At 38.2% G+C, this 26,729-nt stretch carries 19 protein-coding genes and 1 tRNA gene; 13 read left to right on the top strand and 7 right to left on the bottom strand.

Going from position 1 to position 26,729, the window contains the following annotated elements:
* Window positions 1–18 precede the first annotated feature (18 nt).
* A complete protein-coding gene (gene sppA, locus L656_RS0118310; protein ID WP_024600270.1) occupies window positions 19–1,884 on the bottom strand; it encodes a signal peptide peptidase SppA in 1,866 nt (621 codons plus the stop codon).
* A 219-nt stretch (window positions 1,885–2,103) separates the two neighbouring features.
* Between sppA and L656_RS0118305 the strand changes: the two genes are divergently transcribed.
* From L656_RS0118305 to L656_RS0118275, 7 genes are all read left to right on the top strand, one after another.
* A complete protein-coding gene (locus L656_RS0118305) occupies window positions 2,104–4,065 on the top strand; it encodes an oxidoreductase (RefSeq protein ID WP_024600269.1) in 1,962 nt (653 codons plus the stop codon).
* 93 nt (window positions 4,066–4,158) lie between these two features.
* Entirely contained in the window at window positions 4,159–4,842 is a 684-nt protein-coding gene (locus L656_RS0118300) for an HvfX family Cu-binding RiPP maturation protein (protein WP_024600268.1), read from the top strand.
* A gap of 126 nt (window positions 4,843–4,968) precedes the next feature.
* On the top strand, window positions 4,969–5,517 hold the full coding sequence (locus L656_RS0118295) for an NAD(P)H nitroreductase (RefSeq protein WP_024600267.1): 549 nt from the start codon (window positions 4,969–4,971) through the stop codon (window positions 5,515–5,517).
* A 203-nt stretch (window positions 5,518–5,720) separates the two neighbouring features.
* The gene (locus L656_RS0118290) at window positions 5,721–6,098 is read left to right on the top strand and encodes a hypothetical protein (protein ID WP_007582705.1); all 378 of its coding nucleotides are present in this window, start codon (window positions 5,721–5,723) and stop codon (window positions 6,096–6,098) included.
* Between the two features lie 158 nt (window positions 6,099–6,256).
* A tRNA-Ser gene (locus tag L656_RS0118285) sits at window positions 6,257–6,347 on the top strand.
* A gap of 53 nt (window positions 6,348–6,400) precedes the next feature.
* Window positions 6,401–6,787 (top strand): hypothetical protein, encoded by a 387-nt coding sequence (locus L656_RS0118280; RefSeq protein WP_024600266.1) that lies wholly within the window; start codon window positions 6,401–6,403, stop codon window positions 6,785–6,787.
* Window positions 6,788–6,856: 69 nt separating this feature from the next.
* Complete coding sequence (locus L656_RS0118275; RefSeq protein ID WP_024600265.1) at window positions 6,857–7,477, top strand: FKBP-type peptidyl-prolyl cis-trans isomerase; 621 nt, start codon at window positions 6,857–6,859, stop codon at window positions 7,475–7,477.
* A gap of 154 nt (window positions 7,478–7,631) precedes the next feature.
* Here the strand turns inward: L656_RS0118275 and L656_RS0118270 are convergent, their stop codons facing one another.
* Together L656_RS0118270 and L656_RS0118265 are read right to left on the bottom strand one after the other, a co-directional pair.
* Window positions 7,632–10,016, bottom strand: a complete 2,385-nt coding sequence (locus L656_RS0118270; RefSeq protein ID WP_024600264.1) for a TonB-dependent receptor — start codon at window positions 10,014–10,016, stop codon at window positions 7,632–7,634.
* A gap of 215 nt (window positions 10,017–10,231) precedes the next feature.
* Window positions 10,232–10,621 carry a YkgJ family cysteine cluster protein gene (locus L656_RS0118265; protein ID WP_024600263.1) on the bottom strand — a complete coding sequence of 130 codons (390 nt, stop codon included), beginning with the start codon at window positions 10,619–10,621 and terminating at the stop codon, window positions 10,232–10,234.
* 282 nt (window positions 10,622–10,903) lie between these two features.
* On the opposite strand from L656_RS0118265, the gene L656_RS0118260 reads away from it, so the two are divergent.
* A complete protein-coding gene (locus L656_RS0118260; RefSeq protein WP_024600262.1) occupies window positions 10,904–11,083 on the top strand; it encodes a hypothetical protein in 180 nt (59 codons plus the stop codon).
* Between the two features lie 199 nt (window positions 11,084–11,282).
* Window positions 11,283–11,711, top strand: a complete 429-nt coding sequence (locus tag L656_RS0118255; protein ID WP_024600261.1) for a hypothetical protein — start codon at window positions 11,283–11,285, stop codon at window positions 11,709–11,711.
* A gap of 136 nt (window positions 11,712–11,847) precedes the next feature.
* Here L656_RS0118255 and L656_RS0118250 read toward each other — a convergent pair whose 3' ends face one another.
* Window positions 11,848–12,843 carry an alpha/beta fold hydrolase gene (locus L656_RS0118250; protein WP_024600260.1) on the bottom strand — a complete coding sequence of 332 codons (996 nt, stop codon included), beginning with the start codon at window positions 12,841–12,843 and terminating at the stop codon, window positions 11,848–11,850.
* A gap of 284 nt (window positions 12,844–13,127) precedes the next feature.
* Here L656_RS0118250 and L656_RS0118245 point away from each other — a divergent pair, with 284 nt between their 5' ends.
* The 4 genes from L656_RS0118245 to pbpC all read left to right on the top strand — a co-directional run bounded on the left by L656_RS0118245 (window position 13,128) and on the right by pbpC (window position 22,574).
* Window positions 13,128–13,601, top strand: a complete 474-nt coding sequence (locus L656_RS0118245; protein ID WP_024592381.1) for a hypothetical protein — start codon at window positions 13,128–13,130, stop codon at window positions 13,599–13,601.
* Between the two features lie 27 nt (window positions 13,602–13,628).
* Window positions 13,629–14,222, top strand: coding sequence for a DUF1287 domain-containing protein (locus tag L656_RS0118240; protein WP_024600259.1), 594 nt, complete (start codon window positions 13,629–13,631; stop codon window positions 14,220–14,222).
* Window positions 14,223–14,287: 65 nt separating this feature from the next.
* Window positions 14,288–20,212 (top strand): alpha-2-macroglobulin family protein, encoded by a 5,925-nt coding sequence (locus tag L656_RS0118235; protein ID WP_024600258.1) that lies wholly within the window; start codon window positions 14,288–14,290, stop codon window positions 20,210–20,212.
* 16 nt (window positions 20,213–20,228) lie between these two features.
* Window positions 20,229–22,574, top strand: a complete 2,346-nt coding sequence (pbpC, locus tag L656_RS0118230; RefSeq protein WP_076915781.1) for a penicillin-binding protein 1C — start codon at window positions 20,229–20,231, stop codon at window positions 22,572–22,574.
* A 79-nt stretch (window positions 22,575–22,653) separates the two neighbouring features.
* Here the strand turns inward: pbpC and yfaE are convergent, their stop codons facing one another.
* The 3 genes from yfaE to nrdA form a co-directional block, all read right to left on the bottom strand.
* Entirely contained in the window at window positions 22,654–22,926 is a 273-nt protein-coding gene (gene yfaE / locus L656_RS0118225; protein ID WP_007583035.1) for a class I ribonucleotide reductase maintenance protein YfaE, read from the bottom strand.
* A complete protein-coding gene (gene nrdB, locus L656_RS0118220; RefSeq protein ID WP_002961159.1) occupies window positions 22,926–24,056 on the bottom strand; it encodes a class Ia ribonucleoside-diphosphate reductase subunit beta in 1,131 nt (376 codons plus the stop codon). The genes yfaE and nrdB overlap by 1 nt, the downstream gene beginning before the upstream one ends.
* 65 nt (window positions 24,057–24,121) lie before the next feature.
* Window positions 24,122–26,404, bottom strand: a complete 2,283-nt coding sequence (gene nrdA, locus L656_RS0118215; RefSeq protein WP_024600256.1) for a class 1a ribonucleoside-diphosphate reductase subunit alpha — start codon at window positions 26,402–26,404, stop codon at window positions 24,122–24,124.
* Between the last annotated feature and the right edge of the window lie 325 nt (window positions 26,405–26,729).

Genomic DNA, 26,729 nt, shown 5'->3' with positions numbered 1-26,729 from the left:
AGATAAAGCTATGCACTTTTATTGTGCAACGTTACACACTAAACAGCGTGCATATACACCTTGTGGATCGTTGTAATCTTTAAGGTTTTCTACTTCAGTACTTAATTGGTTTATAACGCTTTGCAAGTTAGCTTGCGTTGCCAGCACTGATGTTTTTTGTGTTTGTAAACCAAGCATAGATTTAATAGACGCGTTACCAAAAATGTCTTGAATCATTTTTTCTTGCGGGCTTAAATCTTGTTTGATGGTTTTAACTTCATAATGATTAAGTTTAGCAAGTGCAGCAGCTGCTTTTATAGCATCTTGTTTATCACCAAGTTTGTCTACTAAACCTAGCTCAAGTGCTTGAGATGCAATCCATACGCGGCCTTGGGCAATTTTATCAACTTGCTCAGGCGTCATATTACGTGCATCAGCAACAACATTTAAAAAGCGACCGTATGCTTCTTCAACACTCATTTGAATTACTTCACCCATTTTTTCGTTAAGAGGTCGGGTGATTGAAAAGCCAGCCATTTCGGTTGTTGCAACACCATCTGAATAAACACCAATCTTAGATAAAGTTTTTTCAAATGTCATAAACGTACCAAATACACCAATTGAGCCTGTAATTGTACTTGGTGCTGCCCAAATTTCGTTTGCAGCAGAAGCAATCCAATAACCACCTGATGCAGCTACAGAGCTCATAGAGGCAATAACTGGCTTACCAGCAGCTTTAAGCGCTAATACTTCTGCACGAATAACTTCAGAGGCAAACATACTACCGCCACCTGAATCAATGCGCAGTACAACCGCTTTAACTTTGTCATCTAGACGTGCTTTACGAAGTAGAGCTGCTGTAGAGTCGCCACCAATTTCGCCCGCTTTACGCTCACCATCAACAATCGTACCTTTAGCAATAACAACGGCGACTTTTTCGGTAATAGGGTTATCAAATTCAATAGGTGGTTTAACCAAGCTTAAGTATTCACGAAATGAAACTTGCTTAAATGTTTTGCCATCTTCTTGCGCGCCTACTAAGTCTATTAACTGTTGGCGAACTTGTTGATTTGTTTTTAAAGAATCAACCCACTGGTGGTCAAGTGCATATTTACCTGCATCGCCATCAGCAGCTTTCATTTTTGCAAGATATACGTCCATTGTCTCGTCAAAATTTGACTCATCAAATGGGCGAACCGCAGCAACATCTTGTTTGTATTCGCTCCAAAGAGCACCTAACCAAACACGGTTAGCTTCCTTGGCTGCTTCAGACATGTCGTTACGAATGAAAGGTTCTACTGCTGACTTAAAGGTACCAACACGGAAAATATGCTGCGTTACTTCAAGCTTTTCAAGTGCATCTTTAAAGTAAAGCGGATACATGCCGTAACCTTCAATACCTACGCTACCGTATGGGTGCATAGCTATTTCATCAGCATGTGATGCAATATAGTATTGTGCTTGGGTATAGTAATAACCCGATGCAATCACTTTTTTGCCAGCTTGTTTAAATGCATCAATAGCATTGGTAATTTGCTTAAGTTTGTTTAAATGCGCTTTAGGCATTTCTTGTAAATCAAGCAGTATCACCGTAATGCGATCGTCTTTAGTTGCTTCGTTTATTACTTCAACAATATCATCGAGTAATATTTCGCTTGGCGCTTCAGAACCAGAAGTCGCATCACTAATTGCAGCTTCGACCGGGTCTATGTATGTTTTTTCTTCAACAATAGGGCCATTTAGGTTAAGCCTAAGCACAGAGTCATTTTCAACTATTATTTTATCGTCGTCACTTGAGAGTGACACTAAGAAAACAATTACCAGTAATAAAAACAGAATGTTGAGTATTAAACGACGAGAAAAGTTAATTCCAGCCCAAATACCTTTAAATACCTTTGCTATCAAAATAGCTCCTTAATTTGGTACAGTTAATACATTAGTTCCATCTTAGCCTAGAATAAAAATAAATTTAACTGCTAAATCGTAACGAAGTGTTTATGAGGTGCTATTAATACATGGTTTTACGGCTTTTTTTAATTAAATGAAGGCACATATTGCTTATTGCTTGCCATTAAAGCAGAATTAGCTAAGGTATACAGGTTAGACCAGTTAACGGGGCACAGGATGTTAGAACAACAATTACAATTAAAACACACACAATTACGTAACCGCTTAGTGATGGGCTCAATGCATACAGGCCTTGAAGAGGGCTGGCATAACCGCAAACGCTTACGTGCATTTTATGAAGCACGTGCAAAAGGCGGCACCGCAATGTTAATTACGGGTGGATATAGCCCTAATTTACGTGGTAAATTAACACCTATTTCATCTTCATTTAATAGCTATTACGATGTATTCAAACATCGCGCTTACACAGATGCTGTGCACAAACACGGCGGAAAAATTTGTTTGCAATTATTGCACGCTGGACGTTATGCGTATCATCCATTCAATCAAGCACCAAGTGCAATAAAAGCACCGATTAATCCTTACAAACCTAAAGCGATGTCGCTTGGCTCGATTAAAAAAACAATTAAAGACTTTGCGCATTCTGCCTATATGGCTGAAAAAGCCGGCTACGATGGCGTTGAAGTTATGGGTTCTGAAGGGTATTTGATTAATGAGTTTATGGCGCCGCACACCAATAAACGTGAAGATGAATTTGGTGGCAGCCTAGAAAATAGAATGCGACTTTCGCTTGAAATAGTGAAAGCTGTAAGAGCAAAAGTATCTGAACAATTCTTAATTATTTTTAGATTGTCGGTCATTGATTTAATTCCAAACGGCTCAATGCCAGAGGAAGTTGTCATTCAAGCTTCCGAGCTTGAAAAAGCGGGCGTTGATATTTTTAACACAGGCATTGGTTGGCACGAAGCGCGTGTACCGACTATTGCGAGTATGGTACCTCCGGGTGCATTTAAAGAAGCATCAAAACGTTTAAAAGACGTGGTGAGCGTGCCAGTTATTGCTGTTAACCGAATTAATACTCCAGAAATTGCTAACGATATTTTAAATGCAGGCGAAGCCGATTTAATTTCGATGGCAAGGCCGCTACTTGCCGATCCAGAGTTTTTTAATAAATATGCGAATAATCAATCTAAGCAAATTAATATTTGTATAGGGTGTAACCAAGGTTGTCTAGATCACGTATTTAAAAATAAACGTGCTACGTGTTTAGTTAATCCACAAGCTGCATTTGAGCTAGATTATCCGTTAGAACAAGCAACCAGAGCTAAAAATGTATTAGTAGTCGGTGCAGGCCCTGCTGGTTTATCGGCAAGTTGTTACTTGGCACAAAAAGGTCATAACGTCACGCTAATTGATCAAAAATCGCAAATGGGTGGCCAATTTAATTTAGCGATGCAAATACCGGGTAAAGAAGATTTTAGCCATACTCTTACTTACTTTACTAATGAACTCGAACGATTAAAAGTAACTGTAGAGCTTGGCAAAGCTTATGACGATTCAATGCTTAAAAACTATGACGATATTGTATTTGCAACTGGCGTTCGCCCACGTGAAGCATCAATTAAATGTAGTGATAACAAGCGTGTGTTTGCTTATGACGAAGTTATACGCGGCGAAGTAGAGCTTGGTAAATCAATTGCCATTTTAGGTGCCGGTGGTATAGGTTTTGATATGGTTGCGTTTTTAAGCGAACATAAATCGCAAACTATTAGCGAGTTTAAAACGCAATGGGGTATTGAGTGTGAAGCCCAACCACATAAAGACGAACGCCAATTGTATATGTTAAAACGCAGTGCGGGTCGTTTTGGTAGCGAGCTTGGTAAAACAACGGGTTGGATACATCGCCAAGTTGCTAAGCAGCATGGCGTGAAGCAAATTGCTGATTGCCAATACCAAAGCTTTGATAAAAGCGGACTTACTATTAATGTTGCTGGTGAAACTCAAGTACTGCCAGTAGATACGGTTATTGCCTGTATTGGTCAGGTTTCTAATAACGAAGTGCTAGAAAATTACACAGATAACGCAAAGGTACATGTGATAGGCGGCGCTAAACTAGCTGCTGCTATTGATGCCAAACGCGCTATTTTTGAAGCACTTCAGGTAGCTAGAAGTATTTAAGCTTTGTAAACAAGTTGAAATAGTTTATTAATTCGTGCGGTCTTTGCTGTTTATAGTCTATAACTTAATAAACATTGAACACACAGGATACGCATGAATAAACTAACCAGCCTTTACGATGCAATATTGAGTAAATTATCATTTTTAGATGGTTTACCTGCATTGCTATTTCGCTTAATTTTAGCCCCGGTTATGATCATTGCAGGTTATAACAAACTTGCTATAAGCGGTGAAGCAGAAGGTTTTTTCGATAACTTTTTAGCATCTCCAGATGTAGTTCAATGGTTTGGTAATAATGAATGGGGTTTAGGATTACCGTTTCCAGACTTACTAGCCTTTTTAGCGGGTTGGAGTGAGTTTTTAGGGGGTTGGTTTTTATTACTTGGCCTTTTAACTCGTTTGGTCAGTATTCCGCTTATGTTCACAATGGTCGTTGCTGCAACATCAGTGCATTGGCATAATGGTTGGTTTGCAATTGCGCCAACTAATCCAGAAACAAGTGCTGCACAAGTACTCGATTGGTTATCAATTCCGGGCGCTAAAGAAAGCCTCGAAAACTCATTAGAAGTACAAGAGCGAATAGGAAAAATTCGTGGCTTAGTTGAAGAACACGGCTTTCCTGATTATCTCTACGAAAAAGGCAAACCCTCTATTTTAAATAATGGTATAGAGTTTTCGGCAATATACTTTGCAATGCTCCTTAGCTTATTTTTTATGGGAGGAGGGCGCTTTGTTAGTATTGATTACTGGTTAAAGCGAAATATTTTAAATCAATAGCGCTAAACCTATTTAAAAAGGCCGCATAAATCCATTTTGTGCGGCTGTTTTACGTTTTAGACTCCCAGTATTTATTTATTAAGGTTTTAAATGTTACTCTAGCGTTTTGAATTTTGAGGAATCGTTATGAACGCTATCGAGCTTTTACTTACCCGCCAATCAGACTCTAAACTAACAGAGCCGGGTCCTACGCCTGAGCAGTTCGACATAATTAAGCAAGCAGCATTACGTGTTCCTGATCATGGTTGTATTGCGCCTTGGCAGTTTATTGTTGCTCAAGGTGATGCACGCGATAAACTAGGTGAAATTTACCATCAAAGTGCGGTAGCAGAGCAACAGGCAGAAAAAGTAATTAATCGTGCTAAAGAGCTTCCCCTTCGTGCGCCTATGATTGTAATAGCAATTGCTAAATATCAAGAACACCCAAAAGTTCCTCGAATAGAACAAGTACAAAGCGCAGGTTGCAGCGTACTTGCGATGCAACAAGCTGCATTCGCTCAAGGATTAGGTGGTGTTTGGCGTACAGGCTACTTTGCACAAAGTGCAGCAGTTAAAAAAGCGCTTAACTTACATGAGCAAGATGAAATAGTAGGGTATTTATATATAGGTACACCAGAAGTCGATTGTAAAAAGTCGCCTCGCCATAAGCCAGAACACTATTTTAGTAATTTGTGAAATAGTATGAACTTTGCGCAATTTACATAGTCATAATTCATTAAGGTTACAAAGAGTATTATTCAAAAGTTAATGGCTTGGCTGTAAGAAGCGCTTGGAAGCACTAAATTTACTAAATCTTCTTCAGTTTGTTTTTTAATCGGTTGTTTTTTGATACATTATGGAAAGTCTTAATAAAAATAACGATAAAGAAGACGAAAACTATGGGAAATTTATTTTTACGTGAAAAAGAGAATTGGCTAGCATGGTCAATTTGGGGAATCATTGGTGCTTTTGTAACACTGTATGTTGCAATGAGCACAAACGCATCACATTTCATAGCCGGTTCAGCAATGGGTATGCTTGTGTTGTTAACATGGTGGATGCACCAGTCCAAACGTTTCGACTTCGGGCGTGCATTTAAAGTATGCTGCTACGTTTTATCGCTTAGTGTGCTACCTGCTTTTATGTTTGTTGTAGTACCAAGTGATGATTTAAATCGATTTGATTTAATTTTTCAAGGCGTTACCTTTACTGCACTGAGTATATTGGCTTGTTTAATTTGTTCTTGGATTGCTCGCAGACCAAAACAATATTATTAATGCGTTTCATTTTAGTCCATTAACTAGACTTTCATTAAAGTGAATAGCTTAATAAAATAACAAAGTGGATGCATTTCATCCAATAAATTAATATTTTATATTAATTTATATTTAGCTCTTTACAAGTTACGTATTTAGCCATATTATTCGCGCCGTGCGGAGAGATGGCAGAGTGGTCGAATGCACCGGTCTTGAAAACCGGCATGGGTTTATAGCCCATCTAGGGTTCAAATCCCTATCTCTCCACCATTATTTAAAAAAACCGCCTAATGGGCGGTTTTTTGCTTTGTGGAGTTTAGTAAGTGACAAAAGCAACAAACCTTTCAACCTCGCAGCAATTAATAAAGCATGTTTTATTATGGACTGTGTTTGGTTACTGCTATCAAAGTGCCATTACTTTATTAGTCAAAATGGCGAGTGACGCACAGCTAGAAAATTCTCTTATTACCGCTTTAGTTTATTGTGTGGGCTTTAATATTTTAGCTGCTCATCTAATTACCAAATACGACAAACATTGGCCGGTAATCGGTTCTATTTTTATTGGTTGTGTAGGACTCCTTGGCGTACCTTATTTACTGTTTGGTGAGTCAGCATTGCTAGCAATTCCTTTACTTGCTGGAATTTTATTCAGTTTACCGCTTTGTAGCTACATTGTTGGCCTAATTAAGGTGAAACTCAGCAAAAACTAGCCCCAAACACGGTTTATTTTGTGATAGCATATACGCGTCTTTTAACTAACAAAACGTGAAAAACACATTATGTCAGATAATTTTACTACAGATGCTGAAAAAGCAAGTTACGGTATTGGCTTACAAATGGGTGAGCAACTTAAGTCTAATCCTTTTGAAGGCTTAAACCTAAATTCAGTATTTGAAGGCATGAAAGATGCGTACGCTGGTAGCGCTTTTCAAGTTGAGATCCCTGAGATCCAAGCTGCATTCGAAAAAATTAACGAAGAGATTCAAGCTCGTCGTGAAGAAGAGTCAAAAGTACTTTCTGCGGAAGGTATTGCATTCTTAGAAGAAAACGCAAAACGTCCTGAAATCACAGTAACTGAGTCTGGTCTTCAATATGAAGTATTAGCAACTGGCGAAGGCGAAAAGCCAACAGCTGAGTCTACAGTACGTGTTGATTACCACGGTACACTAGTAAACGGTACTGTTTTTGATAGCTCATACGAGCGTGGTCAACCTGCTGAATTTCCAGTTGGTGGCGTGATCAAAGGTTGGACTGAAGCATTACAAATGATGCCTGTAGGTACTAAATGGCGTATCTACGTTCCTCATGAGCTAGCTTATGGTGAACGTGGCGCAGGTGCTGCAATCGCACCTTTCTCAACGCTTGTATTTGACGTTGAGTTACACGAAATCCTTTCTTAATTTAAATATTAATTAAGAATTTAAAAAGCCGTGTTCAATTTAAACGCGGCTTTTTTGTGTCTGTAATTTAAGAACTTTATGTATGCTAAAAATAAAAAACCGCGTTAATAAAATGCGGTTTTTAAATATATAAAGTAGAGATATTTGTTAGCTATTAAAAATAACCGCGGATACCAAAGCGAAAGTTTCTGCCAGGTAACGGTGCTTTATCTTTAATAAATGAGCTATGTACAAAACCTAACTCGTCGGTAATGTTATCTACATTTATATAAAGTTGTGCATCTACCGCACCTAAATCAAGTTGGTAATTAGCTTGTGCGTCAAATAACGTATAACCATCGGTTTGTGTTTCAAACGCAGTTACATCGTTTTGATCAAAGTAATGAGTACCTGTAAGTGTTAGTTGTAAATCACCTAAATCATATTGCAGCTCCGAGCCTAATTTATTGGCTGGAATACGCGGTAGGTTACCTTCATCATCTTTAAGTTTTGCACGAGTTGAGTCACCAAATACTTTAACCATAGCGCTTGATGTAATTTGATAGTGAGCATCAAATTCAATACCATATAGCTCTGCATCTTTGCTGGTAAACTGATAAACCGCAACGGCATCATCATGTGCACCAATAGCCGATTCTAAACCATCTTCTTCATCGTAAACTAAACCTGTATTTTCTTGGAAGTAGAAGTTTTTAATATCGTTATAGAAAAAGTTAACTGTGTAACCAAAATCACCGCTAAAACGTCTAAAGCTTAAATCTAAGTTAGTTGAAGTTTCTTGCTTAATATTTTCAGGCTCAAAATGCGCTTCATTACCTTCAATGTTGTAACCAAGGCCAAGCTCATACGTACCTGTTGCAATGTGTAAACCATTTGATAAAAGCTCTGCAGAAAGTGGAGCTCGCTCTGAATGAGAAATACTTGTCGCAATACTATGGCCCGGTTTGTACTGCCATATTGCACCCGCTGATACACTTAAATTAGTAAAGCTTTTACTGTAACCAAGCGTTTCTTCGTCGTGTTCTTCTTCAGCTTCGTCATCGTCGTGATCATGACCATGCTCAACTTCCGAAATTTGGCTTTCTATTTTGTAATCTTCGATACGCGCGCCAAGTTCAACGGTTACATCACCAAATTCACGTTCTTCTAATAAATAAAGTGCATTAGTTGTCGTTACACTTGCTGGTGTAAATGCTTCTTCACCAATTGCATCGTAATCAGAGTCGCTGTAGTGATAGCCAACCATGCCATGCCAATCAGCAAATTTATGTTCTATATTTAAGCGTGCTTCAGTGGTTTTATTAGTAAAAGTTGTACCAATAGCACCGTCTTCAATTTCGCTATGCGAGTAATCGGTATAGCCAACACGTAGGTTAATGGTTTCAATCCAATTGTTATGTAGTGCATAGCTTATTAAACCCTGCCAACGGTCTTGCTCTAAATGTGCATAAACGGCTTCTTCAGCCTCTTCATCTTCATGCTCTTCATGTTCTTCTTCAGTTTCGCCTTCGTGATCATGCTCGTGGTGATGTTCATGTCCCGGAATCCCGTAATCGGTATCAATGCTACCGTAAGAAAAACCAACCGTTAGGTGCTCTCCAACATAGCTAGTACCAAAGTTAAGCGTTTCGCTATCAATAAAGGTGTTCTCTACTGAATCTTCTTTTTCGACATCGCCATCATCATCGGTGATAGTAAAGTTTGGTGTTTGGTAATCATCGCCGCTGCGTTTTGTACCATCAAAATGAAAGTTAAAACCCTCATTACCGGTTTCAAGTTTTGCAGCAACTGTATTTGCGTTAGATACAGTATCGTGGCTGTATTCAGCTGCACCTGTAAGCTCGTCGATATTGCTAGTAGGAATACGGTTATCAACCACGTTTACAACGCCACCAATTGCACCAGAGCCATAAAGTAGGGTGCTTGGACCGCGTAATACTTCAATTTGTTCTGCCGCTAGGCTGTCACTTGATGTCGCGTGGTCTGGACCAATACGCGATGCATCGCTGGCATCTAATCCATTTTGTGTGATTTTAACGCGAGGGCCATCTAAACCGCGAATAATCGGGCTTGATGATACTGGGCCAAAGTAACTTGCATTTACGCCGGGTAAACCTTTAAGAGTTTCGCCAAGTGTTGGTTTAGATTTATTTCTTAATTCATCACCTGAGAGCACGCTTACTGGCGATATCATTTCTAAGCTGTTTTTATGAAGTGCAGAGGCATAAACAACCACTGTTTCAACCGATGTTGGTTTAAGTGACACAGACAGATTGTTTGAAGATTCGGTAACAGCAATACGAGAGTCTATATAGTTGTCTTTACTAATATGTAATTGGCTGTTTGCATCGATTTCGATAGCAAACTCGCCTAAATCATTACTTTTAACGCTTTGGTTTTTGCCATGGATATGGATAGAGGCATTTTTAATTGGTTGATTTTTATCATCAATTACTTTACCAGTAACAGTTGCAGCCAAAGCTGATTGAGAACATAAAACAGAAAAAATAGCAGAGGAGATTAATGTTAACTTTGTCATGGATATATTGGTTCGTGGTTATTATGTTGTGATATAATATAACACCGCAAAATTAACGAATCAACAATGTTATAGTATAACTTTGTATTTTGCGATGAATAATCTAAAAATGACGATTAAGCCAATATTATAGAAATTCAAATAATAGGTTTGTGAATAGAAAACTTATCCATATGGCCGAATAACTCATAGCGCTAGCTGGTAAATCTATGTATTTAATAGCGGCTATCTATCATTATCGCATCTAGTTTATGCTGCGCTCTTATCTGGTTTGTTATATCTACAGATTCAATCATTTCGCATTCATCGCGGATCATCTCCGAAATAAGGCTAGGGTAGTGGCGGCAGTCTTCTGGGCGGTCGAGGTAAATGCTGCAGGTATACATGTTTTTAGCGAGAGGATCTTTTTTGGGCGCAATTTCTAAAAATGGGCACACTTGAAGTCTTAAGCCTGTTTTTGGGTCAAACCAAATTTCGTAGTTTTTAACGTATTCATAAATTTCGGGGTTAAAAAGCTCCCATAAATCTATTTCCTCTTTCGTTGCGCTTAAATCGCCGCCGCCATATTTAATACAGCATTTACCACACTGGTTGCATTCTTTCATAATTGGCTAATTTAGTTGGCTGTTGACGAATTTAAGTTAGTTATTAGTGTAGCACCAAATTTATTATTAACGCTCTACTGAATTTACCTATCCTTTAATTTTTGGGTGTTTAAACAATAGTTAGATACAATAATTTGTTAAAACCTCTTGTTACATTTTATATAGTACAGGCTTTATTTAATGGTTTACTCTAAAGGTAGCGAAAAATGTTACTAACCCCGCTTGAGCAATTGTGTGATTGTTAAATGTTGCTGAGCGCAGATACCTAAGCAGGGCGTTATTATGAAAGAGTCTGTCACTAAGTTAAAAACAGAATTTAATGCAAAGTTATTGTACTGGAATAATCTTAAAAGTAGCAAAGCCAAAGCGGCAATCATCTTATTATTTATAGTTGTCATTGCACTCAAAGTGTTTACGACCATCTTTACGTTGGATTGGGTTGCAAGTTTATTCAGTGTGTAAGTTTACCAAGAGTAATTGCGATAAAGTTTAATCACAGAGTGTTTAACGCCTACGCGATGTTCATTATTAATGTATTATTACGCTATACACCAAATTAAATAAATCAGTTGTTTAAATACGTTTTATAATGACTGTAATGATACATTTTAGCTAAATTGAGTGAGTAAATGAGTTTAGCTGCATTAAAGGATAACCAGTGATGATGAACACAAAAGTATATAAAGCGGTACACGACCTTGCAGAAGATTTAATGGCGGCGGCTAACAAAAATAACCGTGAAAAGTTTGAGTCGTTATTTGCAGAGTTAAAAGCTATTTGTATTGAAAATGAAAACACTTCAAAAGATCACCCTGTACAATGGGAAACTTTAGCTGATTTTACCGAAGAGTTAGAAGAGGCAATTACTACTTACGAAAAAGCATTAGAAAAGTCGATTGCGATTAATAACAAAGATCACATGTCGTCGGTTTCTTTTTCAATGGCCACATTACAACTTGAGCTTGGCCAAAAAGATGAAGCCATTAAAAACCTTCAAAATGCTAAAGTCAGCGCCAATAAAATTGAAGACAAAGAGCTTAAAGCTGAAATACACGACCTACTAGAGTCGCTTATTGAAGAAGAAGGTTAAATACATAAAAGCATAACTTATCCATATTGAATGTGATTTTTGTGGATTTAGCTTGAGCTTAATAAAGCGCTGATGGTTTATACCCTCAGCGCTTTTTTATGTTCGCTATAAATACTAAACCAAAAGAAAAGGCTTACTATTGAGCTAGCTTATTCATAAAATCGACAATGTACTTTGCAATTTCTACTGGTTTTTCTTCAACGCTAAAGTGCCCTGAATCGAGTAAATGTAGTTCAGCGTTCGGTACATCTTTTAAGTATGCTTTAGCGCCTGCGGCTATAAACGCAGGGTCGTTTTTACCCCATACAATTAACGTTGGTGGTTGGTACTTGCGTAAATAAGCTTGCCACTTTGGATAGTCGAGAAGGTTGTTGTAGTAATCTTGTAGCAATTGCACTTGAATTACTCTATCGGCTTTGGTTTGTAAAAAGTGAAGATCATGCGTCCAGCTATCTGGGCTCATCACTTCTGGGTTACTTTGTACGTCTCGTAAATACTGCTTATTAATAATGGCTTTATCAGACGTGAACGAATAAATTTTATCACTCTGCGCTTTTGATTTATCCTCATTCGCGGCTTTAAAAAATGCTTGCCTCGCTACGGTTAGCCCCTCTAAATATGCATTACCATTTTGTACAATAAGTGCATCAAGTTTATTAGGGTTATTTAACAACATTCTAAAGCCCACAGGAGCTCCAAAGTCTTGTATATAAAGGCTGTAGCGCTTTACTTTAAGCGTTGTTAGTAACCCTTCAACGTATTGAGCTAGTAATTCAAAAGTATATTTTTGAGTTTTTGGGTTTGGGCGTTCGCTGTATCCTGAGCCTAAATAATCGGGTGCAATTACATGATAACGACCTGATAAAAGCGGGATCAATTCTCGGTAGCTGTGTGAAGACGACGGATAGCCATGTAAAAGCACAATGGTTTGCTTATGCTGGATGCCAGCTTCTCGGTAAAATATCTTTTTACCGTTTACATTTGCATATTTGTAAGTGGTTTTTGAAGGCCATACAGCATCAGCGGCATATACCTGAGCGGTAAGCGTAGACATTGAAACTAGTAAAAACACAATAAATGAGATGATGTGAGCAGGTTTTACTTTAAGGCTTTTTTGTATATCTGGGGGCATAAGTAAACTCGTTATTTTTGGTAATGACGCTTTATTAATTTACCAGACCCGTTATTTACACAATTGCATTCAGTTAATAATTACAAGTTACTACTAATAAGGACACAGTAACAATACCTGTGTTTTTAAAGCACATTACCAAATATATAGTTGATTAGAGGGTAAGTGGTTTTTTAGCAGCTTTTTGTACTTTAAAAAGAGATTCGTTAATTTACTTTTGTTATAATTGAGTTGTTGGCTTACAACATTTATACAATGTTAAGTGAGTATTTTGGAGGAAGGACGTGCTCGAACAAATAGAACAATGGATTGATGCAACAAATATTAAATATAAAACCCAAAGAATTAGCTGTGAGAAATTTGCCAGTGAGTTTGCAGGGTTTTATCCTGTCGAATTTTTAAAAAATGCCTTTTACGTTATTGTCGATGAAATACCCAAACCTAACTTTCCTTTTTTGCGTGAAATGGGATTAGACGATTTTATTGACATGGATGCCGCAGGTACTACATACAAAAACACTTATTACATGCTTCCTTACGTAGCTGATAATTTAGCTGTGCATTTTCATGAACTTGTTCACGTAGCCCAATGGAGTGAACTTGGCGCCGAGGCTTTTATGTTGCGTTACATAACCGAAATTCAGCAGGTTGGTTATGATGCTGCGCCACTTGAAGTCATGGCGTATGGTCTTGATAAGCACTTTACAAATAATGGCAAGAAAATAAACGTGCCTGAACACGTGGTTCAAGCGTTGTAGTTAATTAACATTTTCAAAGGATTGCATATGACACGCTTTACTGTTTTTTTACTGAGCTTACTTAGTGTAAATGCCTATGCGGCATCGTTTGATGACGATATTGTGGCTGCGTTACTTGAAAGAACAACACATAACGTTACCTATGATGGGTCTTATCGCTCTATTACTTATCCGGGTGGCGATGTGCCCGCTAATGTAGGGGTGTGTACCGATGTAGTTATTCGATCATATCGACTTTTAGGTATTGATTTGCAAAAGCTTGTGCATGAGGACATGTTAAAAAGCTTTGAGCTATATCCCTCTAAGCGTATTTGGGGTTTAACCAAACCGGATAAAAATATAGACCACCGCCGTGTGCCAAACTTACAGGCTTACTTTAAAAATCATGGCCAAGTGCTCGCTAAATCAAGTAACGTGAACGACTATAAAACGGGTGACATTGTAACGTGGATGCTGCCAGGTAATGTGCCGCACATTGGTATGGTTGTGAATGAGTTAGCAAAAGACACAGGGAATCCATTAATCGTTCATAATATTGGTCGAGGACCTGAAAAAAGCGACATGCTTTTCGATTTTAAAATTACGGGGCATTACCGTTTCGTCCCACAAGAATATAAATAACCAGATTATAAGTATGAGTTCTCTCATTTATTGATATTGCAGTATAAATAAAAAGGATTTTGAACGTGAATACAAAAACCGATTCAAAAGAGGCTAACCCAAAAGAGGTTAATCTTAAACAAAGTAAACTCGCTCCCAAAATAGCTAGTTTATTTATGAGTATTGCTTTTTCAGCCATAGGAACGGGTTTGTTTAGTTTGGTTGCAAGCTTACTTGGCAACGTGAATGTAACCGAAAAAACAGTTGGCAGTGTGTGGGTTTTACTGACCACATTTTTTGTTATTTTAAATGTATTTGGTGTCATTATTTGGCATAAACCGAAATGGTTAATTACTGCTATAAATAATGTGCTTAGGTTTGCTAAAGAGCGCAAAACAGCATTTTTTAGCGCCGTGCTAATGTTGATATTAATTATAGCAGGCTATTGTTTTTTTCTTTCCTTACCACAGCCAATTAGTTACAAAGCAACTCACTCTACACCTGCTGTTACCACTTTATCTGATGTTTTAAACCCTGAACCGCTTTATATTGATTTTACTCCCGTTTTAGATGATGTAGAAAACACGGATGCAGTGTCTTACTCTGTGGCCAAGCTTGCGCTTGTTGGCAAAGTGATTCCCACAGGTATAAAAGTCACGCCTGAGCTAATTGGACAGTGGTCTTGGAATAGTGAAAGCCAGCTTAAATTTATCCCAAAACAAGATTGGTCAGCAGGGCAAGAATATAAGGTACGTTTTGATTCATCTATTTTTAAAAGTGATATACATCTAAGCGATAATGAGCATGTATTTAAAACTCCCGATTTTGAACTAACGCTTAGCTCACTCGCTTTTTATCAAGATCCTAACGTTAAAAAAAGTCACAAGGTGATTGCAACATTAAAAGCGACTCACCCAACAGATATAAGCACCATAAAAAATAATTTAAAGCTGACTCAATCGCTTGAGCAAGATGGCAAAAACGAACTAGCACAATACAAATTTGATGTTACTTACGACAAGCATCAACGAGAGATTTACGTTACTTCAGAGCAAATACGTATTCAAGATACCGAAAGCTATCTGTATTTTGTTCTTAATAGCGGTGTAAAGCCGGTTATGGGTCCTTCTCAAACAACAGTAGAGATTAAAGACGCCGTGTTGATCCCAAGTGTAAATAGCTTTTTTAGAGTAAATACTGCCAATGTGTTGATGGTAAAAAATACGCAAGGGGAGCCCGAACAAACACTTGTTTTAGACTTCACAGATGATATTTCATCGCAAGATGTGGTTAGTAAAACAGTTGCTTACGTATTACCGACTAAAGATTCAAAAGGTAATTATAAGTACTTCGGTAGTCCACGAGAGGTTACTGATGCAGTGCTTAAGCAATCTCAAAAAGTTAAGTTAAATGCGATTCCTACCGCGCAAGATACCGCTAAGTTACACAGTTTTACGTTTGACGCCCCTCAAAACCAGCAAGTTTATATCGCGATTGATAAGGGATTGAAGTCGACGGGTGAGTTTAGGATGGTGAATAAATACGACACTATTTTAGATACGCCGGCTTATCCGACACAAGTAAATATTATGTCTAAAGGGTCTATATTATCAAAAAATGGCGATCATAAATTGTCATTTTTGACCCGCGGTGTAAACGCACTTCAAGTTAAAGTAGGTAGGGTAGAAGCCAATCAAATTAACCACCTTATAAGTCAAACCAGTGGTGATATTTCTAATCCAGAATTTAATAATTATTACTTTACAGAAGAAAACATAAGTTCAATTTTTACCAGACAAGTTAATTTAAAATCGGAGCACCCTAAAAAAGCTGTCTATTCATCTATTGATTTGAGTAGTAAGTATAATGAGTCAGTTGGTTTAGGCTTATTTTTTATAAATGCTCAAGCGTTAAATACAGAAGATAATTACGTATATGGACCCCAAGAAAAACGACTTATCCTTATTACTGATTTAGGTATTTTGGTAAAAAATAATGCAGATGGATCTCGCGATATATTTGTCCAATCTATTGAAACAGGAAAACCGGTAGCAAAAGCGAAGGTGTCGTTATTGGGTAAAAACGGATTAGTTATTTTAAATGCTAAAACAGATTCTGACGGGCACGCATTTTTCGACAACACAACGTGGTTTACTGATGATCAAACTCCCGTTGCTTTTGTAGTCGAAACTAAAAGTGACATGTCTTTTATTCCTTATAATCGCTATGCTCGAATGGTTAACTACTCTCGGTTTGATACCGGCGGTGTAAGTTCTGGGCTCAGTGGTAGTAATAAAATAGATGCGTTTGTTTTTTCTGACCGTGGAATTTATCGACCAGGCGATAGTGTTAAACTTGCCACGATTGTGAAGCAACAAAACTTTGCAAAACTGGGCGATATACCGCTTGAACTTATAATTACCGATCCTAAAGGGACAACTGTTTATAATAAACGAGTGAGCTTAGATAAGTATGGATTGCTTGATTTTGACTTTAAAACACAAAATAGCGCCAATACCGGAACGTATTATGTATCGGTTCAACTTATTAAAAATAATAATAGCCGCGACCAATTAGGCAGTACTCAGTTTAAAGTTGAAGAGTTTGTACCCGATAGATTGAAAATTAGTAGTCAATTTTCTCAATCATCTGCAAAGGGGTGGGTAAACAGCTCAAAATTTAAAGCATTGGTGAGCCTTCAAAACTTATTTGGTACACCTGCTCAAAATAGACGTGTTACTGCTGATTTACATTTATCTCCAGCTGGTTTTTACTTTAATGAATACAAAGATTATGTGTTTTCTGATCCCCACAGTGAAGGAAAAAATATTAGACACAGTTATGAATCATTAACCGAAACCAAAACTGATGAACAAGGCAAGGCAGAATTTGATATTGACTTAACTCGCTATGAGGCAGGTACTTATCAGTTAAATTTTGCAGTACAAGGGTATGAAGAAGGCGGTGGTAAAAGTGTTCGTGCAAGCAGCTCGGTGCTTGTTTCACCCGTTGAGCAGTTAGTTGGTTATAAAGCCGATGGCGATTTAAGCTACATATCAAAAGAGTCAAAACGTGTTGTAAAATTTATTAATATTAATTCAGAAATTGAGCAAGTAGCTCGTGATGATTTATCGCTAAATTTAATAGAACAACAATATGTATCTACGTTGGTGCAACAAAATAACGGCACTTATAAGTACCAATCGGTTAGAAAAAACAAACAGGTATCAAGCAATCCGTTTTACATTAAACAAGATGGCGCAAACTACGAATTACCCACTGCTGAACCAGGTGATTACTTAATAGAACTCGTTGATGGCAAAGGGAATACCGTTAGTAGGGTATCATTTACGATAACCGGCACGGGTAACTTAGCGGGTAAGCTTGAAAAGAATGCTGAACTGCAAGTTCAATTAAATAAACCGGATTACAAACCGGGCGAAACAATTGAAATAAGTATTGTAGCGCCTTATGTTGGCTCGGGTTTAATTACAATTGAAACTAATAAAGTACACGCTTTTAAATGGTTTGAGAGTAAAACAACAAGTAGCATACAAACCATAACGTTACCTCAAGGGATAGAAGGCAATGCGTATGTTAATGTTTCATTTGTTCGAAGCCTTGAATCGAAAGAAATATTTACAAGCCCATTAAGCTACGCAGTTAAACCATTTGCGATTGGTCGTAGTAAACGCGCAATAGATTTTGACGTAAACATACCTGATAAAGTAAAACCAGGTGACGATTTAGTCATTTCATATAGTGCCAAATCACCTTCACGTGTTCTGTTATTTGCTGTAGATGAAGGTATTTTACAAGTGGCGAATTATCGGACGCCAAAGCCGTTAAATCACTTCTTACAAAAGCGTGCTTTAGAAGTCAGTACCATGCAAATTGTTGATCTTATTTTACCTGAATTTAAACTAGTGCAAGAGCTTGCAGCTGCGGGTGGTGGTTATGCAGAATCAATGGCAATGAACCGCAAGAGCAAGCAACTTAACCCGTTTTCTCGTAAGGTACAAAAACCAGTCGCATTTTGGTCTGGTATTTTATCGGCTGATGCTAAAACGAAAAAACATACGTTTACTATCCCAGATACTTTTGCAGGTCAGGTACGTGTAATTGCTATTGCCGTAAATGACGAGGGTGTTGGTGTTAAAGAAAGTACAACACTTGTGAAAGGGCCCTTTGTATTAACTCCTAATGTATTAACGACAGCAGCACCAGGCGATGAGTTTAATATTGTACTTGGTATTGCTAATGGCGTTGAGGATTCAGGTAAACAACTGCCAATTACGGTAGAAGCGCTTACTTCAAGCAACATTGAAATAATAAGCGATAAAAAATTAACGCTAAATATTGATGAAAAATCAGAAGACACATTAACGTTTAGAGTGAAAGTGCTTGATAAGCTTGGCGCTGCATCAATTACATTTACTGCGTTATCGGGTGACAATGTTAGCCAACGCACAGCAACGTTAAGTGTGCGCCCTGCGGTTGCATTTGTTAGTAGCTTTGAAAGTGGCTTTAGTGAATCAGGTAAAAAAGAAATAGTGGTTTCGAGACAGCTATATCCTAACTTATCACAAAATAATATTACCGCTTCACAAAGCCCGTTAGCGCTTGTTGATGGTCTTATTAGTTATTTAGATAACTTTCCTCATATGTGTACCGAGCAAGTAGTGAGTAGTGTGTTTCCGGTGCTGAGTTATTTAGAACACCCAAGTTATATGGGCAATGTATCTTATAAACATGAGCGTATAAACAACTTAATAGATACCCTTCGTCAACGTCAGTTACCTGATGGCAGATTTATGTTATGGCCGGGTAATTCTAGTGCATCTATTTATTCTTCTCTTTATGTTATGCATTTTTTATTAGATGCAAAAGAAGCGGGCGTAGCAATACCTTATGATATGTGGAACAGTGGTTTTGAAGGTGTGCGCAGTATAGCGAGCCGATCTTTAGAGACGAATGACAGAAACCGAGCTTATGCTATTTATTTGCTAACACGACAAGGTGAGGTAACAACTAATTACTTATCTGATTTAGAAAAAAGTGTAAATGCGAGTAATAGCAAAGTATGGCAACAAGATATAACGTCCGCGTTTATGGGCGCAACTTATCAGCTATTACGTGCAAGCGATAAAGCGCAAGCACTGATCAATAGCTATAAAATTGGGCAAGATACCCAGCACGATAATTGGGGCGCTTACGACTCACGTTTAGCTCACGACGGACAGTATATTTATTTGTTATCAAAACATTTTCCTGCTCGCTTAAAGCAGTTAACTAAAGATGATTTGTTTAATGTCGTTGACCCTATTTTTAAAGGAGACTACAACACGTTGTCGTCTGCTTGGTCTGTACTTGCTATGACGGCATACTCAAAAGTTGCGTTATCACAAGCCCAGCCTGAAGATGTAAAAATAATGGCAACAACGACAATGGCAGAAAAAGAGGCATTAGACATAACCTATACACCTTATCCTAAAGCCTCGTTTTTAAATGACGTTAAAACGCTTGATGTATTAGCGCCACCTCGCTCATTTTACATGATGAGCCAAGCTGGTTTTGATACAAACGTGCCACAAAAGTCATTAAGTAATGGTTTAGAAGTTGTCAGAGAATACCAAGACGATAAAGGTAATGTGATAACCACCGCTGTTCAAGGTCAAGAACTAAACGTTGTATTACGAGTGCGTAGTACAACGGGTAAAAATATTTCGGATGTTGCTGTTATTGATTTACTACCTGGTGGGTTTGAAGTACTCAGAGACAGCGTTCGCAATAGTTATAATCGCTGGACCTCTGATTATAAAGATATACGAGAGGATCGCGTTATATTGTATGGCAGCTTTGGCGATAGCATGACTGAGCTTACTTACAAGATTAAGGCTACTACATCTGGCAGCTTTGTAGTGCCATCGGCTTATGCTGAATCTATGTATGATTTAAGTATTAAAGCGCACTCAAAATCGGGTCGTTTTGATGTTACCGCCGCTAAATAAAAAGTTTAGTTTTATAATGAAAACGGCTTTTTTTACAACAGCACTGCTTGCAGTGCTGTTGTATTTGTTTACTCCAAAGCCTGATATTACCCAGCCCAATGCTTACTCAACGGCTTTTTACGATAGCAGTGATAAATTACTTCGTTTAAATTTAGCCGCAGACGATAGATATAGATTATGGACGCCAATAGATAAAATCCCTTTGAGCGTTCAACAAGCTACTTTATTGTATGAAGACCAAGACTTTTATGAGCATATTGGTATCGATTTTATTGCTTTAATAAATGCGTTTTATACTAGCTATATTAAAAGAAGTCACCGAGTCGGTGCGTCAACAATAACAATGCAAGTAGCCCGGTTGCACTTTGGGATGAACACGCATGTTATTTTTGGAAAAGTAGAACAAATACTTCGAGCGTTACAAATTGAGAGACACTACAGTAAAAACCAAATACTCGAGGCGTATTTTAACTTAGCGCCTTATGGATCAAATATTGAAGGTGTTGGTGCAGCCAGTTTAATTTATTTTAAGAAACCAGCTATTGATCTTAATTTACCTGAGTCATTATTACTTAGCTTAATCCCGCAAAACCCAACCAAACGAAATCCCATTAAAAAATCGGCTAAACTGGTATTGCTAGAAACAAGAAAAAAACTGTTTACTCGTTGGCTTGAAACCCACCCAGACGATAAACATTGGCTAGCAGCTATGCAATTACCGATAAAGGTATATGCCTCTTCAGACTTGCCTTTTGAAGCTCCACATTTTATTGACAATTTACAAAGCGAGTACCCGCACCTAAAGCCTGGAGAATATAAAACGTCGATAGGCCTTAATTTACAAAACTTACTTCAGCGCCATGCAAGAAATTACATTAATCGCAGGCATAGAGACGGGCTCAGTAATACGTCTGCTATTTTACTAAATTATAAAACTATGGAAGTAGTTGCTGAATTAGGCTCTGTGGATTTTTTTAATAATGACATTAGCGGTCAAGTAAATGGTGTAAGAGCTAAACGTTCACCAGGTTCAACCCTTAAACCATTTATTTATGCGCTTGCTATAGACGAAGGGTTAATTCATCCATTAACGCTTGTAAAAGATGCCCCCAAACGCTTTGGAGGATATACACCAGAGAATTACGATCAGCAGTTTTTAGGGCCTATATCGGCTACTGAATCGCTAGTGCTGAGCCGTAATGTGCCTGCTGTTAATTTGATGTATCGCTTACAAAAAGTTGGGCTATACGATTTACTCGTTGCAGCCGATGTTAAAAAGCTTCAGCCCAAAGAGTTTTATGGTTTAGCGCTTGCGCTGGGCGGCAGTGAAGTAACGATGCTAGAGCTCGTTAAGTTATACGCTATGTTAGCTAATTTAGGGGTGTATAAGGATGAAGTTATATTAAAAAAAGACGCCACTGTTATTAACCAAAACAACCCAAATAATCAAAACAATCATATCAAGCAACTCATCAGCCCAGAGGCAGCCTACCTGACTTTACAAATGCTAAGTAAAAATAGTGCAGTTGATGAAATTTCATTTCAAAAAGAAAGAAGACAATCATATCCTGTATATTGGAAAACAGGTACTTCATTTGCTTTTCGCGATGCATGGTCAGTAGGTATTGTTGGTCCGTATGTTTTAGCTACATGGGTCGGTAATTTCTCAGGAGAAGGGCACCCATCTTATATTGGGCGACAAGCAGCCGCGCCTTTATTTTTTGAAATAATACGTTCATTAGATAGTTACGGCTTAATCAAAGGCAATATAAAACCAGGTGGTTTAAATATTACAGAAGTAGATATTTGTTCAACAACAGGTGATTTACCTGATGTGCATTGCCCTAAAACAGAAAAAGGGCTTTTTATTCCAGGTAAGTCGCCAATTAAAGTGTCCGATGTACATCGTGAAATTTATATTGATAAAGTATCGGGATTACGTGCTTGTCAGTATGTTGAATCTACAACTACAAAGGCAGTTTATGAATTTTGGCCATCTGACTTAGTCAGATTATTTAAACAAGCAGGCATTGTTAAACGCCAGCCTCCACCTTATTTAGATTCATGCTTAATTAATGACACGAGTACACGAGGCTCAGCACCGAGTATTACATCCCCGAGTAATTTAATTAGCTACACGATAAGAGCCAGTAAATTGAAGCAAGAAGGCCTGCCTTTTAGCGCAATCACAGATACAGACTCACGTATTTTATATTGGTTTGTAGATAACAGCTTTGTTGGTAAAGTAGAGCGAGATACGCCTTTTTTCTGGCACCCGCAAGTAGGCGAATTTGACGTAAGAGTGGTTGATAATTTAGGGCGTAGCGCATCAGTTTCAATGCGTGTAAAGCTCGTTCAGTGATACGTAAATAAGCTAAAGAGCTAGTTATCGGGTATTAAACAATTAGATTGGCGTTTATAAACTGTATTTAGCGTTTAGACTACTTTAAATTAATACTTACATTGCCATTGGGTTTACAGCAGCACAGGAGTATTTCGCCTTCGCGCACAAACGCAAGTGGCTCTTCGTTATATTCAACACTACCTGACACTAACGTTGCTCTACAGGCGCCGCAGTAACCTTCGCGGCATTGGAATGCAACGTCTATTTTCATGGATTCTAAGCACTGTAGAAGAGAAGGGCAGCCAGCGGTAAATTCTATACACTGGCTGTTTTCTGCAAGCGTTATGCTTGCAGTAGACTTGTCACTCATTATAAATCAAAATCACCAAATTCTGATGCATCAACTTGAGAGTCTATTTGACCAACAAGGTATGAGCTAATTTCTGCTTCTTGAGGCGCTACTTGCACGTTATCAGACACTAACCACGAGTTTATCCATGGGATAGGGTTACTGTTATTTTCAAATTGTGCTGGCAAGCCAATGGCAGTCATACGTGCATTAGTAATGTATTCAACGTACTGACATAAAATATGTTTATTTAAGCCAATCATTGAACCATCTTTAAATAAATACTCAGCCCACTCTTTTTCTTGCTCTGCAGCATCAACAAACATTTTAATCGCTTCGTCGCGGCATTGGGCTGCAACAATCGCCATTTCTGGGTCATCTTTACCGTCTTGCATAATGTTTAAAATATGCTGAGTACCCGAAAGGTGAAGTGCTTCATCGCGTGCAATTAGCTTGATGATTTTAGCGTTACCTTCCATTAGCTCGCGCTCAGCAAACGCAAACGAACATGCAAAGCTTACGTAAAAGCGAATTGCTTCAAGAATATTTACAGACATCATTGCAAGGTAAAGCTTCTTTTTAAGCTCAAATAAATTAATGATAACTGTTTTACCGTTAATCTCGTGTTTGCCTTCACCGTATAAGTTGTAAAGCGAAACAGAGTTAATTAAGTCATCGTAGTATTTAGTTACGGCATCAGCACGTTCGCTAATTTTATCGTTGCTAACAATGTCATCAAAAATAAGCTCAGGTGCTTGTGTTACGTTACGGATAATATGTGTGTATGAGCGGCTGTGAATTGTTTCACTGAACGCCCATGTTTCTATCCATGTTTCAAGCTCTGGTAGCGATACGATTGGAAGTAGAGCCACGTTTGGCGAACGACCTTGTACACTATCAAGCAGTGTTTGGTATTTTAAGTTGCTTAAAAATATATGCTTTTCGTGATCTGGTAATGCTTGAAAGTCTAAACGGTCTTTACTTACATCTACTTCCTCAGGACGCCAAAAGAAAGACAGTTGCTTTTCAATTAACTTTTCAAAAATTGGGTATTTTTGTTGGTCGTAACGAGATACGTTTACAGTTTGGCCAAAAAACATTGGCTCTTGCATTTGGTTATTATGGTTTCGGCTAAAAGTAGTATAAGACATGTTTATCACTCAAAAAACTATCAGAAAAAGCGGGCTAAATGCCCGCTTAAAATAAAAATCAGCAGTTATATTTTACACGCGCCGCCTTCACAATCGTCATCTTCCACTTCTGGAGCATCTTCTTGTGAATCTGAGGCGCCATCGCGAGTATTGTGGTAATACAAGGTTTTAACACCTAGTTTGTACGCGCTTAGTAAGTCTTTTAATAAGACTTGCATAGGTACTTTACCGCCTTCGAACTTGTTTGGATCATAATTTGTATTTGCAGAAATTGTTTGGTCAACAAATTTTTGCATTATGCCAACAAGCTGCAAGTAACCATCGTTTGATGGAATGTCCCATAGTAACTCGTACTGATCTTTTAAACGCTCATACTCAGGAACAACTTGTTTTAAAATACCGTCTTTACTTGCTTTAACGCTAATATGTCCACGTGGTGGCTCGATACCGTTAGTTGCATTAGAGATTTGCGACGATGTTTCTGATGGCATTAATGCACTTAGTGTTGAGTTACGCATACCGTGCTCTTTAATATTTGCACGTAGTGTATCCCAGTCAAGATGAAGTGGCTCATCACAAATTTTATCTAAATCACGTTTGTACGTATCTGTTGGCATAATGCCTTGAGAGTACGTTGTTTCGTTAAACTTAGGACATGCGCCACGCTCTTTAGCAAGCTCGTTTGATGCCTTCATTAAGTAATATTGAATAGCTTCAAAGGTTTTATGTGTTAATGCATTTGCGCTACCATCTGAATAACGCTTACCGTTTTTAGCTAGGTAGTAAGCGTAGTTAATTACGCCTATACCTAACGTTCGACGACCCATAGTTGCATTTTTAGCCGCCGGTACAGGGTAGTCTTGGAAATCAAGTAAGTTATCAAGTGCGCGTACTGCAAGTTCAGCTAGCTCTTCAAGCTCATCAAGTGACTCTATTGCACCTAAGTTAAACGCAGACAGTGTACAAAGGGCAATTTCGCCTTCTTCGTCATTTACGTTGTTAAGTGGCTTAGTTGGCAATGCAATTTCTAAACATAAGTTAGATTGGCGAATTGGCGCAACTTTAGAAATGAATGGGCTGTGTGTATTACAGTGATCAACATTTTGTAAATAAATACGACCTGTACTTGCACGTTCTTGCGCAAACATAGAGAAAAGCTCAATGGCTTTAATACGTTTTTTACGAATAGACTCGTCTTGTTCGTATTTTACGTAAAGTGCGTCAAACTCAGCTTGGTCTTCAAAAAATGCATCGTAAAGGCCAGGCACATCTGATGGGCTAAATAATGTAATGTAGTCATCTTTAATTAAACGAGAATACATTAGTTTATTAAACTGTACGCCGTAATCAAGGTGACGAACGCGGTTGTCGTCTACACCACGGTTATTTTTAAGTACAAGTAGGTTCTCTACTTCTAGATGCCAAAGCGGGTAGAACAAAGTTGCAGCGCCGCCGCGTACACCACCTTGCGAACAACTTTTAACGGCTGTTTGAAAGTGCTTATAAAAAGGAATACAACCTGTATGGTACGCTTCGCCGTTACGAATATGGCTACCTAAAGCACGAATTCGACCAGCGTTAATACCAATACCTGCGCGTTGTGATACGTATTTAACGATTGCAGACGATGTAGCGTTAATTGAATCAAGGCTGTCGCCACATTCAATTAATACACACGAGCTAAACTGGCGAGTAGGCGTACGTACACCTGACATAATTGGCGTTGGTAGAGATATTTTAAATAATGATACCGCGTCGTAAAAACGTTTGATGTAATCAGTACGTGTTTCACGTGGGTAGTCTGAAAATAAGCTTGCTGCTACTAAAATATATAAAAACTGTGCACTTTCGTATATTTCACCCGATACACGGTTTTGAACGAGATACTTGCCTTCAAGCTGTTTTACAGCTGCGTAGCTAAAGTTAAGATCGCGAGAATGATCAAGGTATGCATCAAGCTCGTCTAATTCTTGCTCTGTGTAATCTACTAATAAGTGAGCATCGTAGCGTTTATCGCCAACCATTTTTGTTACGTGGTCAAATAAACGTGGTGGTTCAAATTGACCATACGCTTTTTTACGTAAATGGAATACAGCTAAACGTGCAGCTAAGTATTGATAATCAGGCGATTCTTTTGAAATCTGATCCGCTGCTGCTTTAATGATGGTTTCGTGGATGTCTTTGGTACGAATACCGTCGTAAAACTGAATGTGCGATTTTAATTCAACTTGCGAAACCGAAACGTTGTTTAAACCTTCGGCGGCCCATTCAATAACGCGATGGATCTTATCCAGATCAAGTGGCTCTTTGCGCCCGTCACGTTTGCTTACAGATAACTGTTGGTTCATTTGCCTGTATTCCTTGGGAATTATGTATTTTGACCAATGCTTTATACCTCGCCGAAGCAAGGTACATACTCATTTATTATAGGTTTCACCGTATTGGCGAATTTAATTGAATAACATTTGGCCACAATATCTGGTGTTGTTCAATTTAGAGATCACAAGATAGTGTGGTCTGAGTTGTTTTGCAAGGGACATAATTGCCCCTATTTGTGGATAACTTTGGGATAACGCATTTGTGTTAGTAGACACTCACCTTCGAACAATCATTTAAGTTGAAATATGCAAAAATCAACTAATGATCTGCTAAATTTACGCATTTTAAAAATAA

This window comes from Pseudoalteromonas sp. TAE56 (assembly GCF_000497955.1).
Taxonomy (GTDB): domain Bacteria; phylum Pseudomonadota; class Gammaproteobacteria; order Enterobacterales; family Alteromonadaceae; genus Pseudoalteromonas.
Note: the sequence above shows the minus strand (reverse complement) of the source record. Positions and strands in the feature narration are given on the sequence as shown.